The 14,079-nt window shown below is 57.4% G+C and carries 12 protein-coding genes, 1 pseudogene and 1 riboswitch; of the genes and pseudogenes, 11 read left to right on the top strand and 2 right to left on the bottom strand.

Annotated features, from left to right (window positions below):
• From Q0K15_RS08550 to Q0K15_RS08530, 6 genes and pseudogenes are all read left to right on the top strand, one after another.
• The coding region (locus tag Q0K15_RS08550) for an ABC transporter ATP-binding protein (RefSeq protein WP_294515264.1) at positions 1 to 648 on the top strand (648 nt) is incomplete at its 5' end.
• Positions 645 to 1,276: pseudogene (locus Q0K15_RS11140) on the top strand (ABC transporter permease); the annotation flags it as partial. The gene Q0K15_RS08550 and the pseudogene Q0K15_RS11140, both read left to right, overlap by 4 nt.
• Before the next feature lie 18 nt (positions 1,277 to 1,294).
• On the top strand, positions 1,295 to 1,834 hold the full coding sequence (locus Q0K15_RS11135; RefSeq protein ID WP_365933681.1) for an FtsX-like permease family protein: 540 nt from the start codon (positions 1,295 to 1,297) through the stop codon (positions 1,832 to 1,834).
• Between the two features lie 41 nt (positions 1,835 to 1,875).
• Entirely contained in the window at positions 1,876 to 3,744 is a 1,869-nt protein-coding gene (locus Q0K15_RS08540) for an S-layer homology domain-containing protein (RefSeq protein ID WP_294515262.1), read from the top strand.
• A gap of 141 nt (positions 3,745 to 3,885) precedes the next feature.
• Entirely contained in the window at positions 3,886 to 4,584 is a 699-nt protein-coding gene (gene trmB, locus Q0K15_RS08535; RefSeq protein ID WP_294515260.1) for a tRNA (guanosine(46)-N7)-methyltransferase TrmB, read from the top strand.
• Positions 4,585 to 4,674: 90 nt separating this feature from the next.
• Positions 4,675 to 4,766: riboswitch (NiCo riboswitch) on the top strand.
• A gap of 111 nt (positions 4,767 to 4,877) precedes the next feature.
• On the top strand, positions 4,878 to 5,813 hold the full coding sequence (locus tag Q0K15_RS08530) for a cation diffusion facilitator family transporter (protein ID WP_294515258.1): 936 nt from the start codon (positions 4,878 to 4,880) through the stop codon (positions 5,811 to 5,813).
• A 712-nt stretch (positions 5,814 to 6,525) separates the two neighbouring features.
• Here Q0K15_RS08530 and Q0K15_RS08525 read toward each other — a convergent pair.
• The gene (locus Q0K15_RS08525) at positions 6,526 to 8,031 is read right to left on the bottom strand and encodes a restriction endonuclease (protein ID WP_294515256.1); all 1,506 of its coding nucleotides are present in this window, start codon (positions 8,029 to 8,031) and stop codon (positions 6,526 to 6,528) included.
• A gap of 256 nt (positions 8,032 to 8,287) precedes the next feature.
• On the opposite strand from Q0K15_RS08525, the gene Q0K15_RS08520 reads away from it, so the two are divergent.
• Together Q0K15_RS08520 and Q0K15_RS08515 are read left to right on the top strand one after the other, a co-directional pair.
• A complete protein-coding gene (locus Q0K15_RS08520; protein WP_294515254.1) occupies positions 8,288 to 9,112 on the top strand; it encodes a site-specific integrase in 825 nt (274 codons plus the stop codon).
• 81 nt (positions 9,113 to 9,193) lie between these two features.
• Positions 9,194 to 9,388: an excisionase gene (locus Q0K15_RS08515; protein ID WP_294515252.1), complete on the top strand. Its 195-nt coding sequence runs from the start codon at positions 9,194 to 9,196 to the stop codon at positions 9,386 to 9,388.
• Positions 9,389 to 9,400: 12 nt separating this feature from the next.
• Here Q0K15_RS08515 and Q0K15_RS08510 read toward each other — a convergent pair whose 3' ends face one another.
• Positions 9,401 to 10,303, bottom strand: coding sequence for a DDE-type integrase/transposase/recombinase (locus Q0K15_RS08510; protein WP_294515250.1), 903 nt, complete (start codon positions 10,301 to 10,303; stop codon positions 9,401 to 9,403).
• Positions 10,304 to 10,539: 236 nt separating this feature from the next.
• Between Q0K15_RS08510 and Q0K15_RS08505 the strand changes: the two genes are divergently transcribed.
• From Q0K15_RS08505 to Q0K15_RS08495, 3 genes are all read left to right on the top strand, one after another.
• The gene (locus Q0K15_RS08505; RefSeq protein ID WP_294515247.1) at positions 10,540 to 11,700 is read left to right on the top strand and encodes a site-specific integrase; all 1,161 of its coding nucleotides are present in this window, start codon (positions 10,540 to 10,542) and stop codon (positions 11,698 to 11,700) included.
• Positions 11,701 to 11,854: 154 nt separating this feature from the next.
• Positions 11,855 to 12,307 (top strand): low molecular weight protein-tyrosine-phosphatase, encoded by a 453-nt coding sequence (locus Q0K15_RS08500; protein ID WP_294515245.1) that lies wholly within the window; start codon positions 11,855 to 11,857, stop codon positions 12,305 to 12,307.
• 28 nt (positions 12,308 to 12,335) lie between these two features.
• Complete coding sequence (locus Q0K15_RS08495; RefSeq protein WP_294515243.1) at positions 12,336 to 13,841, top strand: sigma 54-interacting transcriptional regulator; 1,506 nt, start codon at positions 12,336 to 12,338, stop codon at positions 13,839 to 13,841.
• The last annotated feature ends 238 nt before the right edge of the window (positions 13,842 to 14,079 follow it).

Below are 14,079 nucleotides of genomic sequence, written 5' to 3'. Positions count from 1 at the left end.
AAGGGGGAGTTCGTGGCCATCGTGGGCCAGTCCGGCTCCGGCAAGTCCACCTGCATGAACATCATCGGCTGTCTGGACGTCCCCTCAGAGGGCACCTACTTGTTAGATGGCCGGGACGTGGGCCAGATGAACAAAAACGAGCTGGCCGAGATCCGCAACGAGCTGCTGGGCTTCATCTTCCAACAGTATAACCTGCTGCCCAAGCTCAACCTCCTGGAAAACGTGGAGGTCCCCCTGATGTACGCCGGCGTCCCCAAAAAGGAGCGCCGGGAGCGGGCCATGGTCGCCCTGGAGATGGTGGGCCTGGCCGACAAGATGAAGCACAGACCCAACGAGCTCTCCGGCAGCCAGCAGCAGCGGGTGTCTATCGCCCGGGCCCTGGTGGGGGAGCCATCGGTGATCCTGGCTGACGAGCCCACCGGCGCCCTGGATTCCCGCACCGGACGGGAGGTGCTGGGCATCCTCCAGGAGCTCCACGCCGCCGGACACACCGTGGTCCTCATCACCCACGACAACTCCATCGCCGTCCAGGCCCAGCGCATCATCCGCCTGGAGGACGGGCACATCATCTACGACGGTCCATCTGACGCGCCGGAGGCCGTGGTCACCCCCAACGCCGTGGGGCGGTTCGGAGGTGTCCCCTCATGAGCATCCTGGAATCCCTGGAGCTGGCCCTTAAGAACATCGTCTCCAGCAAGACCCGCACCCTCCTCACCATGCTGGGTATCATCATCGGCGTGGCCGCCGTCATCGTCATCGTGGGCCTGGGCAACGGCCTGGAGCAGTATGTCACCGACAGCTTCTCCGACATGGGTACCAACACCCTCACCGTCTCCGTCATGTCCCGTGGCTCCACCCGGACCCTCAGCGTGGACGAGATGTATGAGATTGTGGACGAGAACAGTCAGTACCTGGACTTGTGCTCCCCCACCGTCACCATGCCCGGCTATGTGAAGATCGGCTCCGACACCGTCTCCTCCACCTCCGTCCAGGGGTCAGCGAGGACTACTTCTCCATCTCCGGCGACACGGTGGCCTCCGGCCGGGGGCTCCAGTACAGCGACATGGCCACCCGAAACAAGGTCTGCGTCATCGGCGCCTATCTGGACCAGGCCTACTACGGCGGCAACGCCGTAGGCCAGACCCTGCGGGTGGGCGGCCAGAGCCTCACCATCGTGGGGGTTCTGGCCCAATCCGGCGAGGACCTGGAGGAGGGGGGCAGCGACGACTGCCTCTACCTCCCCTACACCACCGCCTCCCGTATCGCCGGGGACGTGAGCAGCTACGTCCTCACTATGCGGGACGAGGACCACATCGACGAGAGCGTGGCCGTGCTGGAGTCCGCCCTTTATCAGGTCTTTGCCAGCGATGACTACTACACCGTCACCAGCATGGCCGAGATGCTGGAGACTATGACCAGCATGATCAACATCCTGGTGGGCGTCCTGGCCGGCATCGCCGCTATCTCCCTGGTGGTGGGCGGCATCGGCATCATGAACATCATGCTGGTCTCCGTCACAGAGCGCACCCGGGAGATCGGCATCCGCAAGTCTCTGGGCGCCAAGGAGCGCTACATCATGGAGCAGTTCGTCATCGAGGCGGCCTGCACCAGCGCCCTGGGCGGTATCATCGGCATCCTCCTGGGGGACGGTCTCTCCATGGCGGCCTCCACGGTGGTCACCCGGCTCATGGAGGAGACTCTCACCGTGGCCCCCACTCTCTCCGCTGTGGTCCTGGCCTTCGGCATCTCGGTGGGTATCGGCATCCTCTTCGGCTACCTGCCCGCCAAAAAGGCTGCCCGGCTCAACCCCATCGACGCCCTGCACTACGACTGAGCTCCCGTACGCACAAAGTATTGATATAAGGAGTATTTGGGATGAAAAAAAGACTTCTTTCCCTTCTGGCCGCCCTGGCACTGACCCTTTCCCTGGCCGCGCCAGCTGCCCTGGCGGCGGACGAGGACACTATGCTGGAGACCGTCCGGGTGCTGGGCATCCTCTCCGGCGACGAGAACGGAAACCTGAACCTCTCCGCCCCCGTGACCCGGGCGGAGTTCGTCAAGATGATGACTGCCGCCTCCACCTATAAGGACTCCGTGGGCAGCAGCACCGCCTCCCTTTTTACCGATGTGAAGAGCGGCTGCTGGGCCAACGGCTACATCAAGCTGGCCGTGGAGCAGGGGTGGGTCACCGGCTACGTGGACGGCTCCTTCCGCCCCGACAACACCATCACTTTGGAAGAGGCCTGCACCGCCCTGCTGCGGCTGCTGGGCTATGACTCCGGCTCTCTGGCCGGTTCCTTCCCTGACGCCCAGCTCTCCAAGTCCAAATCCATCGGCCTGCTGGACGACCTGAGCGCCGTCCAGGGCCAGACCCTCACCCGGGAGGACTGCGTCATCCTCTTCTATAACCTCCTCACCTGCCAGAACAGCGCCGGCACGGTGTACGGCACCACCCTGGGCTACACCGTCACCAACGGCGAGGTGGACTACTCCACCCTGGTCACCAACGACACCAAGGGCCCCTACATCAGCTCCGGCGGCACCCTCAGCCTACCCTTCGGCACGGACAATATCACCGTGTACCGCAACGGCAGCCTCTCCGACCTCTCCGCCGTCAGCCGGTATGACGTGTACTATTACAATGAAAACATGCGCACCGTTTGGGTGTACAGCGACCGGGTCACCGGCACCCTCACCGCCGTGTCGCCCGACAGCGCCGCCCCCACCTCGGTCACCGTGGCCGGCGGCACCTACACCCTGGGCACCTCCACCGCCGTCTACCAGTTCTCCAGCCAGGGCAGCTTCGCCGCCGGCGACACCGTTACCCTCCTGCTGGGCATGAACGGCCAGGTGGTCTCCGCCGTCACCGCGGCGGAGAGCAGCGGCGCCTACTGCGGGGTGGTCCTCTCCAGCTCCAAGGCGGCTGCCACCTCCGCCACCGGGGCGGACAGCGGCGCCGGCGTCCAGACCACCACCGAGGTGGCCTGCTCCGACGGGACGGTCCGCACCTTCTACCACAGCGGCTCGGCCTTCACCGCCGGACGCCTGGTGACCGTGACCGTGGATGAGGAGGGCACCACCGTCAAGGCCCTCTCCACCCGGCCCCTCACCGGCGCCTTCAACAGCGACGGCACCCGCCTGGCGGGATACGACCTGGCCGACGACGCGGAGATCCTGGACACCGACGGCAGCGGCGGCTATGCCCGGCTCTATCCCGACCGGCTCGCCGGCGTCCAGCTCAAGTCCGGGGACGTGCGCTACTACTCCCTGAATGAAAACGGCGAGATCGACCGGCTGATCCTGGACGAGGTCACCGGGGACACCCTGACCTATGTCTACGTCACCGGCGCCTCCAGCTCCAACAGCGACATGAGCGTCAGCGGGACCTACACCTATCTGCTGGACGGGGCCCAGTCCACCATCAGCGGCTCCACCATCTACAATATCTCCGTGGGGGGCGCCCTCATCCAGTATGAGGACGGGCAGATCAAAAGCCTGCGCCAGCTCTCCTCGGTGCACCTCACCGAGCTCCACGACCTCTATGCCATGGCCGACAACCAGAAGTATCTGCTGGATGAAAACGTCCAGGTCCTTTTGAAGGACAGCGGCGTCTCCGGCACCGGCTACTATCTCACCACCCTCTCGGAGCTGGATGCGGGGAACTATTCCCTCACCGGCTGGTATGACGACCTGGGCTGCTCCGCCGGCGGCCGCATCCGCATCATCGTCGCCACGGAAATCTGATCCTTTCCCCGCGCTGAAGGGCCGGGGGCCGCGCCGCGCGGCCCCCGGCCCTTTGTCCGCCCCAGAAAAGGTTCGACTTTCCGCCGGAAATGTGGTAGACTGTCACCCGGATCATGAGAATTTTTAGGAGGAGTGCTCCCCATGCGTATGCGGAAGAAACCCAACCTCATCCCCCGGATGGAGCGTTGTGCGGACTATCAGATCAAGGACCCCCAGAACTGGCAGGGACACTGGCGGGAGCTGCTGGCCCCGGACTGCCAGCTGCGGCTGGAGCTGGGCTGCGGCAAGGGCCGTTTCACCTGTGAGACCGCCGCCGCCGAGCCGGAGGTCCTCTTCATTGCCATCGAGCGGGTCCCCGACGCCATGGTCATCGCCATGGAGCGGGCCAAGGCCATGGGGCTCAAAAACGTCCGCTTCATCGACGCCGATGTGGCCGATCTCCGGTCCTACTTCGCCCCCGACGAGGTGGAGCGCATCTATATCAACTTCTGCGACCCCTGGCCCACCAACCGCCACGCCAAGCGCCGCCTCACCCATCCGGACTTTCTGGAGCGATACCGGGGCGTCCTGCGGGACGGCGGAGAAATCCACTTCAAGACCGACAATCGGGGCCTCTTTGAGTGGTCCCTCTTCCAGTTCCCCAAGGCGGGCTATGAGCTGCGGGAGGTCACCCGCGATCTCCACGCCAACGGCATCTGCGGCATTATGACCGACTACGAGGAGAAGTTCCACAACCTGGGTACCCCCATCAACCGCTGCGTGGGGGTCAAGCTCCACCGGGAGGAGCTCCCCGCTGTGGAGAGCGCACCGGAGGACGAGGCCGCTCCTCAGGAAAATTGATACAGAACCTCTCTTGACGCCGCGCATAAAATATGGTAGAGTTAGACAACTCTTTGCACTGCATTACATCCCGTGAGGGATGCGAGATCAACAGTACAAACTGAGCAGGCGATGCCCGAATGGGCATGGGGCCGGGCCGCCATTGCGGCAGCAGATGGTTTTGACGCATCTGTGGGACAGTTGTATGTTCCACAGGTGTGTTTTTTTATACCCATCCCGGAACGAGCCATCTCGGTGGAGTGCTTACAAGAGGTCAACACATCCATTCCATGGTGTCAACAGGGGGTATTCTTATGACCGCGAAAAAACAGCCGCAGCTTTCATCCGCTGCCCAGCAGAGGGAACTCAACGAAGAAGCCGTTATTCGTAAGCTTTCCTTTGTCAGCATTGCCGGAAATACGGTTTTGTCCGGCTTCAAGTTCTTCGCCGGTATCACAGGCAATTCCAGCGCTATGATTTCAGACGCCATTCATTCCTTCTCCGACGTACTCACCACCCTCATCGCCTGGATCGGAGTCAAGATCTCCAAAAAGGCGTCAGACTCCGCCCACCCCTACGGCCACGAGCGCCTGGAGTGCATCGCCTCTCTGCTGCTGGGCGCCGTTCTGATGATCACCGGTCTGGGCATCGGCAAAGTGGGCCTGGAGACCATTCTCTCCGGCCGCTATGAAACCATCGCCATCCCCAGTGCCATCGCCCTGGTGGCGGCGGTGATCTCCATCGTGGGCAAGGAGGCCATGTACTGGTACACCCGCTACTACGCCAAGCTCATCAACTCCAGCGCCTTCCTGGCCGACGCCTGGCACCACCGCTCCGACGCCCTGTCCTCCATCGGTTCCCTCATCGGCATCGCCGGCGCCATGCTGGGCTTCCCGGTGCTGGACTCGGTGGCCAGCGTGGTCATCTGCCTCTTCATCCTCAAGGTCTCCTACGACATTCTAAAGGACGCTGTCGCAAAGCTGCTGGACACCTCCTGCGGTGCTGCCTACGAACAGACCCTGCGGGATTACGTGGCCGACGAGAAGGGCGTGATCTGCGTGGACCTGCTCCGCTCCAGAATGTTCGGCAACAAGGTCTATGTCGACCTGGAGATTCAGGTGGATGGGGACAAATCCTTGAGGGAGGCCCACGAGATCGCGGAACAGGTCCACACCGACGTGGAGCACAACTTCCCGGATGTCAAGCACATCATGATCCATGTCAACCCGGCGTGTGTCCCCGTGGAATGAAAGGATGTGACAGCAGTGGACATTGATTATCAAGACCTGATCCTGCTCAACAACCAACTGCGAGAGGAAGGTATCCGCTACCATGTGACCTACAAAGACCACACCACCGCCTGCCTGGAACCCCCGGGAGCGTGCTGCTGCACCCCGGAGCAAAAAGAGGGTGCCCTCCGCGTTATCCGTGACTACTATCGGCACAAGGGGATTCGAGTCACCTTCTCTGGAGATGACCTTTACTATATACTGTCTTAGACGCTCTTAGGAGGACGGCATAACATGCCGCCCTCCTCTCTTTTTCACCCATCAAGAGTGGATTTCACCCCTGGGTTATGATAAAATATTATAGAAACCATTGAAAAGCCCACCCAGGCTTGGGAAGGAATCTCCATGATCAAAATACTGTTTGTATGTCACGGCAGGAGCAGGACGGAAAACCGGAACCCCCTGTGATTTCAGCACTTTTCAAGTCTGGGCCCTCCTGATTTACACCACACTTACACCAAATTTAACTACATGGAGCCCTGACAAAAGCCCCAGGTCGGGCCGGTACTGCCGGTCAGACCTGGGGCTTGATTGTGCTGTGTGTGAATCTCATCTGCTTTTGCCTATGGTGGGAAAAATTTTGGTTCATGTAGTGCCGTGGGATAGTGATACCACTGTTATTCTCTGATTTAGCTCTCAATACTCTAATATTTTTATCTGCCTGTGAACAAAGCTAATAGTCCTTTTTTCTTTGACATACAGAGCATTTTTTCACGATGATACCCTTGAAAGCGCCTCCGCAATGCTGGCAGAGCCCTTGATCCCGCCGTTCCTTTTGCCGGGCCTTTTCTTCTAATAATTGGTCGTAATTTTCAAAAATGCGGGAATTATTAGGATCAAATACAAATCCCGGCTTTCGGCCATAACCATAAGTATGTATCTCTCCCGTTTTTTTCAAGACGCATAGAAAGGGGTAATGTGAACTGCTTACAAGCGAAATAATATCTTTCTCTTCAATTTTGAGACTCTGCCTCTCTCCGCCACAACCGACCGACCCATCTGCATAAAGTGCGTATATATTGAGCCCGAATATTCCAAGCTGGAGAATACCTTTTTCGGGTTTTATTCCAGCGGTGGGAACGCCACCTGTATTAATTATTTTCCCCTCATTTGTCAGCCCAGCTGCTAGTTTTCCGCAGGCAGCAATCATTTTTATATTGGACCAATTTGCAATCTCTTTTGAACTGGAATAATAACTTTTGCCCGCAAATACCACATGGCCATCTGACTGTAAGCCCATCGAAAAGTCTTCACCACATGCGATCTGGACAATATTCCTCCACTCTGACACGTCGCTCTGCCCATAATCGCCATACATAGGATTTCGTTTGATCATATTGGCAACGCAGGTCCCGTCGCTTCGCAGGCCCACGACCTGGTGCTCTCCAGCGGCAATGTCAATAATATTGGTCCAATTATTGCATTCACTGATATAAGCATATCCATAACCGGGATTCGTTGCGATGCAGGAACCATCATAGCGGAGGCCAACAATGCCGTTGTCTGTACATATAACGCTTTTAATATTAGTAAAACAGAGTGCGTCTCCAAGATAACTTTTCCCATTATGAATTTCACTGTATGATGCAACTGTCCCATCAGGTTTTACATAAGCAAATCCATGCAATGAAACGGACAGGAGTTTAGCGGCGGGTTGAATATACTGCCTCTTTTGATCCAATTCCCCGCTTTCTTCTAACTCTTTTGCTTGTTTCTCTGCTTCGGCTTTTTCTTTTATTCTCAATTCTCTCTTACGCTGGTTTTCCTCCTTGAGTTGCAAGCGCCGCTGTTGCTGCTGTTCTTTTTTCTTTTGCTGTAATGCTTTTTCTTTTTTGATGTACTCTGCAGTATGCTTTTGAAGATAGATGGCATCAACATTTTCCCACAGCTCTACATTCAATTTATCTGCCAGTTCTTTAGCCGATTTCGTAAAGGTAGAATTTGAGATTACCAGCGCGATATTGCAATTATAATATGCCGCACCGGCGTACACCTCTTGTATGGCCTTGTTTCCAACGGTCCCCTCATAATATTTGCACTGTACACCGTATTTTTTCTTAGACCGATATGCGATTACATCGACGCCCTGGTCTCCGCTTCCGGGAGTGACCTGAATCTTGGAAAATCCTTTGGCTTTTAGAAGTTCCGCACATTTTTGTTCGTATTGATAACCATCCATATAATATTATCCTCCTACGCTAAGATACGGCAGTCTCATCATATTAAAAATATTATAATCAAAAACAGAAAATAAAATCAACTATATTGACAAAATGAAAACGGCACCTACGATTAAAATCTTTTCGTGGGTGCTGATAATTTTTTCTGGATTTGTATATAGTAAGTCAGCCATGTTTAAACTGGCTCGGTTCGGCCAAAGCAAGCATGAAGCAAAACAGGCCGCACAGGAAGCGTACATAAAGGAACACGGAAACTTGGAGGGCTACAACCCGGCCAAGGTGGATGGAATTTACAGTATCGGCACCATGGAGACCTACCGGGCCGCCATGCAGCCCTTCGCGGAGTGGCTTGCCGCCCACAAGGTGAAAAATGCCGCTCAAATCACCAAGGCCCATGCCGCCGCTTACTTGCTGGAACGGGAGGCCAAGGGGCTGTCCTCCTGGACGGTGAGCAGAGATATGGCCGCCATCAACAAGGCGTTGGGCTTCGATTTATCCAAACAGGAATTGGGGCTGCGCTCCCGGAAGAAGTCAGAGATCACCCGCAGCCGGGAGGAAACGGAGAACGACAGGCGGCGGTTTTCCAAGTTTCAGGATCAGATCACCGTTGCCAAAGCCTGCGGGTGCCGCCGGGCCTCTGTTACCAGGATCACCCCTAACGACTGCGTGCGGAACGGAAAGGGCCAGGTGGTGGGGATCAGGCTAGTGGAAAAGGGCGGTAAGGAGCGTGTAGCGCCTGTTCTCAACGACTTTAAGGAGCGTGTGACCTCCATCGTGGATAAGGCCCAGGAAGCCGCCAGGCCCCTGTTCACGGCCTATGACAGCCACATTGACAACCACCGCTTCCGGGCTGAATACTGCGCCGCACTGCTTCGCCAGTTGGAGCAGGAAGAAGCCCAGGGAAAGCCCTGGTTCGGCGGCGATCTTAACCCCAAGAATTACATTCACCTTTCCGGTCGGGATGCAAAGAGCGGCGACACCTACCGGGGGCACCCCACCCAGGTGGTCGCTGCCGTCAGCGGAGCCATGGGCCACAACCGGCTGGAGATCGTCTTTTCTCACTACAACTACGCGGATTGATCGTCCCCTGATAGTCTGGAAAACACTTGCCTATGATAAGCCACCTAAGTTTTTAGGAATTCAACAAAGGTGGTGTTTTCCATGCTGACGGTTCCCATTTGGGAGAAGGCAAACCTCTCTTTGGAGGAAGCGGCGGCCTACTACGGGATCGGGATCAACAAACTCCGGGCCCTGACAGATACAGATTGCTGTCCCTTTGTGCTGTGGGTGGGCAGCAAACGGCTCATCAAGCGCAAGTCCTTCGAGAAGTATCTGGAAGGTCTGTATTCTGTTTGACTTGTAGGTTTGTCAAACATATTGGACGGTGAACTCAGAGGGAGAAAGCCAGCCCAATGGCCTCATGGGAAAGTCATTGGAACGACGGTTATAAACGGTAAGCTGCTTTGCAAAGTCGTCCAAAGAGTAAAAGTTATGGCAAGAATAAAAGCGTTTCTGGTCCTCCCGGTGGCTGCGCTCCACTTTGCCGTTGTGGCGGGGTGTATAGGGACGGATGAGCTTGTGTCGGATGCCCAGCGTGGCAGCGGTGGCCTCAAAGAGGGTAGGCAAATCCCGCTTGCTGTTGGAGAATCGGTTGGTGAACTCAAAACCGTTGTCGGTCTGAACGCATTCCACCTGAATACCCCGGCGGGCATACCACTTGAACAACTTTCTCAGAAAGTCGGCGGAAGAGTAGGTTGTTTGTTCCGGGTAGGCGGCCAAGAAGCGCAGGCGGGTAAACTCGTCAATAGCGGTGTACTGAAATAGACGCAACTCCGGGTCCGCAATGCACTTACAGGGTACTACTTTCACATCCACCTGGACCCGCTGGCCGGGATAGGTCATCTGCTCATAGGGCTTGGGCTTGTAGGATTGTTTCTTCTCATAGGCAGGAAATAACCCCAGTTTCCGCATGACACGGAACAGGCTCTCCGGGCGGCGGGTATAACCCCGCTTCCGCAGCCGATGCCACAGTTCCACCATGCCTAGGTCTGGGTTGCGCCGGCGCATATCGCGGATCAGCTTCAGTTCCGCCTCCGTATGCTGGTTGGGGTGGCCATGGGGCCGCCGAGACTGGCAGGCCAAGGATGCCACACTCCCGTCCCAGCGGGCCTTCCAGAAGTAGATATACGACCGACTCTTGTTGTACTTCCGGCTGGCACGGCTGACGCCGTATTTCTCCGCGTATTTCATCAGGGATTGCCGATATGCCATATCCTGTGTTATACTCTTGCTCATGAAGGATATGGTCCCCTCTCGTTAAGTTAGGTGTCGCAACTCAACTTTAACCGATGAGGCCTTATCCTTCATCCTTTTTTATTCAACTGTCCAATATGTATTGTACTCCTACACTGGAAGGTCTGTATTCTGTTTGACTGTAGTGGCAATCGGGGCCCTGATATGGTATAATACTACCTGTCAGGGCTCCTTTTGAAAAGGAGCGATATTGAATGGCTGAAAGGAGAAAAGACAGCAAAAACCGTGTCCTGCGGAACGGAGAGAGCCAGCGCAAGGACGGCGCCTATATGTACCGCTACACCGACGTCAGAGGCAAGCGTGTCTGCGTCTACGCCCGCACCCTGGAGGATCTGCGGGTCAAGGAGCAGACGATCCAGAAGGAACTCAACGACGGGATCGACTACGCCGCTGGGGAGATCATCGTCCTTGACCTTTTGAAGCGGTATATCGCCACCAAGACAGGCGTGCGCTATAACACAAAGGTGGGGTATCAGTTCGTCTTGAACCTGGTGAGCAAGGAGAACTTTGGCTTCTTGAAGATTCGGGACATCAAGCCCTCGGATGCCAAACAGTGGTTCATCAAACTGTACCAGGATGGCCGGAGATACAGCACCATCACCAGCGTCCGGGGCGTCCTGCGTCCGGCCTTTGAGATGGCAGTGGAGGATGACATCATCCGACGCAATCCGTTTTCCTTCCAGATCACCGATGTGGTGCCCAACGATTCCAAGACCCGCCAGGCGATCTCCGGGGAGGTCAAAGAGCGGTTCCTGACCTTTATCCGGGAGAGCAGGCACTATTCCCAGTACTACGACGAGATCATCATTCTGCTGGGGACGGGAATGCGGGTCAGTGAACTTTACGGACTGACCTGGGCGGACCTGGACTTTGAGGCCCGGCGGATCAAGGTGGAGCGGCAGTTGACCCGGACCAGGCACTGTGAGTACTATGTGGAAAAGCCCAAGACGGCCAGCGGAGAGCGGTACATCCCCATGACGGACGAGGTATACCGGGCTTTTCAGAACGCCGTCCAGCGTCGCAAACAGCCCAAGGTGGAGCTGCTGATCGACGGACACACCGGCTTCTTGTTCCTGGACAAGGACGGGAAGCCCAAGGTAGCCATGCACCTGGAGCATGTGATGAAGCGGATCGTGGACCGGTACAACGACGCCCACGAGGACAAGCTGCCCTCCATCACGCCCCACGTCCTACGCCACACCTTCTGTACCGAGATGGCCAACAGCGGGATCGACCTCAAGAGCCTGCAATACCTCATGGGGCACTCCGACGCGGGCGTGACCCTCAACGTCTATACCCACGCCAGCTACGAGGCGGCGGAAAACGCCATGCGGAAGGCGGTTGGGAGCGGCTGAGCCGTACACCAGATTTACACCAAATTTGTGAACAGTGGTGTAGATTCTTGTAGAGTTATGGAGAGGGCAAAAGCAGAAGCTGCTTGAAAAGTTCTGAAAATTCGGAAATATTGAAAATTAGGCTCATATTTCCGAGAAATAGAGAGGGAAAGAAATGGTAAAAATCCTGTTCGTATGCCATGGCAACATTTGCAGAAGTCCAATGGCGGAATTTGTCATGAAGGATCTGGTACAGAAGGCCGGATTGGAGGCTCAGTTCCGCATCGCCTCCGCTGCCACCAGCGCCGAGGAGCTCGGCAATCCTGTCTATCCCCCCGCCCGGCGGAAGCTTGCCGAGCACGGCATCTCCTGCGCCGGTAAGACCGCCCGGCAGCTCCGCCGGGAGGACTATGAGGACTGGGACCTCTTTATCGCCATGGACGAGGCCAATCTGCGGAACATGCGCCGGCTATTCAGCGGCGACCCCGCGGTAAAATGTTCCTTGCTGCTCAGTCACACCGACCGTCCCGGCGAGGTAGCCGATCCCTGGTACACTGGGGATTTTGAGGCCACCTGGCGGGATGTGGAGGAGGGCTGCCAGGCCCTGCTGCACGAGCTTATTCCCTGATCTTCCGTTCACGGAAAGGAGACCCCTCATGACCGACCGTCAAGCCGCGGTGGACACCCTCAAAGAAGGGATAGACGCTCTTCTGGCTGCCGGTGTCACCGCCGATGAGACCGACCAGCTGTTCCGCCAAGTCGTGGCCCGCTGCCCCCGGTTGGTGGATTATCGGGAGGTGTGCGACAACCTCTACGATGGAATCCACATCACCGACGGCGAGGGCACCGTTCTCTTCATCAACCAGGCCTACACCCGTACCACCGGTATTCTTCCCGCCGAGATCCTGGACCGCAAGGTCTCCGACATCGAGGCCGAGGGCAAGCTCTACAAGGGCTCTGTTACCGCCAAGGTGCTGGAGAAGCGGATGCGGGTAAACTCGGTGGCCACCATCTTCAAACTCAACAAGGAGGTGCTGGTTACCGGCACCCCCGTCTTTGACGAGGACGGAAACATCAAGCTGGTGGTGACCAACACCCGCGATTTCCCGGAGCTCAAACGTCTGGAACAGCAGCTGCTCACCCTCACCGAGGAGAGCAAAAAGGCCAACGAAGAGCTGGCCTACCTCCGCCGCCAGCAGGCCGGCGACAAGACCATATTCTACCGCAGTCAGGCAATGGCCTCCGTCATGCAGCTCATCCGCACCATCGCCCCCACCGATGTCACCGTCCTCATCACCGGAGAGTCAGGCACCGGAAAGGAGCTGGTGGCCAACGAGATCTACCAGTGCAGCGACCGGATGGGCAAGCCCTTCATCAAGGTCAACTGCGCCGCCATCCCTGCCGAGCTGCTGGAATCGGAGCTCTTCGGCTACGAGGAGGGGGCCTTCACCGGCGCCAAGCGGGCCGGCAAGGCCGGCATGTTTGAGCTGGCCAACACCGGCGTCATCCTCCTGGACGAGATCGGCGATATGCCCCTCCCTCTCCAGACCAAGCTCCTCCGGGTGCTCCAGCAACGGGAGCTCATGCGCATCGGCGGCAGCAAATCTATCCCCTTGGATATCCGGGTCATCGCCTCCACCAACAAGGATCTGAGGGAGGAGGTCCGCCAGGGCCGGTTCCGGGAGGACCTCTACTACCGCCTCAATGTGGTCCCCATCGAGCTCAAGCCCCTCCGGGAACGGCGGGAGGACATCCCCTACCTCACCGAGCAGTTCTGCCGCGGCTTCAACAAGAAATACGGTAAAAACGCCCACATCGGCTCCGAGGGCATGGAGCTCATCCTGGCCTATAACTGGCCGGGCAACATCCGGGAACTGGAAAACCTGGTGGAGCGCATCGTGGTCACCAGCTCCGGCGGCCTGGTCACCCGTGGCAGCGTGTTCAATGCCCTCAACCCCAGCGGGCGCACCCCGGCTGGCCGCCTGGAGGAGGACATCCCCCTCCGGCAGCAGGTAGCCGCCTACGAGCGGGAGATCATCCTCCACACCCTGGAGCGCACCGGTTCCATGCGGAAGGCCGCCAAGGTACTGGGCGTCGATCACTCTACCCTTGTAAAGAAATGCCGGCAGTATGCCCAGGAGAGTCCTCCCCAGGAATGGTGATTATTTTCACCAAAACGGTGAAAATAATCACCACATGTCAAAAACCAATTTCTCTTCATAAACTTTTAGTTTTTTTGTATCTGTTTCCAACTTTTAAACCGCATTATTCCACGCTTTTTCCCTACTTATCCAAACGTGTGGTGAAATTTTTCACCACACGTGAGCCTGTCGACAAAGTCGACAGGCTCTCTCGCACGTGCAAGCACGTGCGAGAAGGGTTGCAGCCTGCTGCGTCGCA

The sequence above is a fragment of the uncultured Intestinimonas sp. genome (genome assembly GCF_944387245.1).
In the GTDB taxonomy this organism is placed as follows: domain Bacteria; phylum Bacillota; class Clostridia; order Oscillospirales; family Oscillospiraceae; genus Intestinimonas.
The sequence above is the reverse complement of the archived record's forward strand: the minus strand, read 5'-3'. Positions and strand labels throughout refer to the sequence as shown.

Bases quoted from the DNA above. Each gene is read 5' to 3' on its own strand.
- Q0K15_RS08540 (WP_294515262.1), top strand. From the start codon at position 1,876: ATGAAAAAAAGACTTCTTTCCCTTCTGGCCGCCCTGGCACTGACCCTT.
- Q0K15_RS08530 (WP_294515258.1), top strand. From the start codon at position 4,878: ATGACCGCGAAAAAACAGCCGCAGCTTTCATCCGCTGCCCAGCAGAGG.
- Q0K15_RS08495 (WP_294515243.1), top strand. From the start codon at position 12,336: ATGACCGACCGTCAAGCCGCGGTGGACACCCTCAAAGAAGGGATAGAC.
- Q0K15_RS08515 (WP_294515252.1), top strand. From the start codon at position 9,194: ATGCTGACGGTTCCCATTTGGGAGAAGGCAAACCTCTCTTTGGAGGAA.
- Q0K15_RS08510 (WP_294515250.1), bottom strand. From the start codon at position 10,303: ATGGCATATCGGCAATCCCTGATGAAATACGCGGAGAAATACGGCGTC.
- Q0K15_RS08525 (WP_294515256.1), bottom strand. From the start codon at position 8,031: ATGGATGGTTATCAATACGAACAAAAATGTGCGGAACTTCTAAAAGCC.
- Q0K15_RS11135 (WP_365933681.1), top strand. From the start codon at position 1,295: ATGCGGGACGAGGACCACATCGACGAGAGCGTGGCCGTGCTGGAGTCC.
- trmB (WP_294515260.1), top strand. From the start codon at position 3,886: ATGCGTATGCGGAAGAAACCCAACCTCATCCCCCGGATGGAGCGTTGT.
- Q0K15_RS08500 (WP_294515245.1), top strand. From the start codon at position 11,855: ATGGTAAAAATCCTGTTCGTATGCCATGGCAACATTTGCAGAAGTCCA.
- Q0K15_RS08505 (WP_294515247.1), top strand. From the start codon at position 10,540: ATGGCTGAAAGGAGAAAAGACAGCAAAAACCGTGTCCTGCGGAACGGA.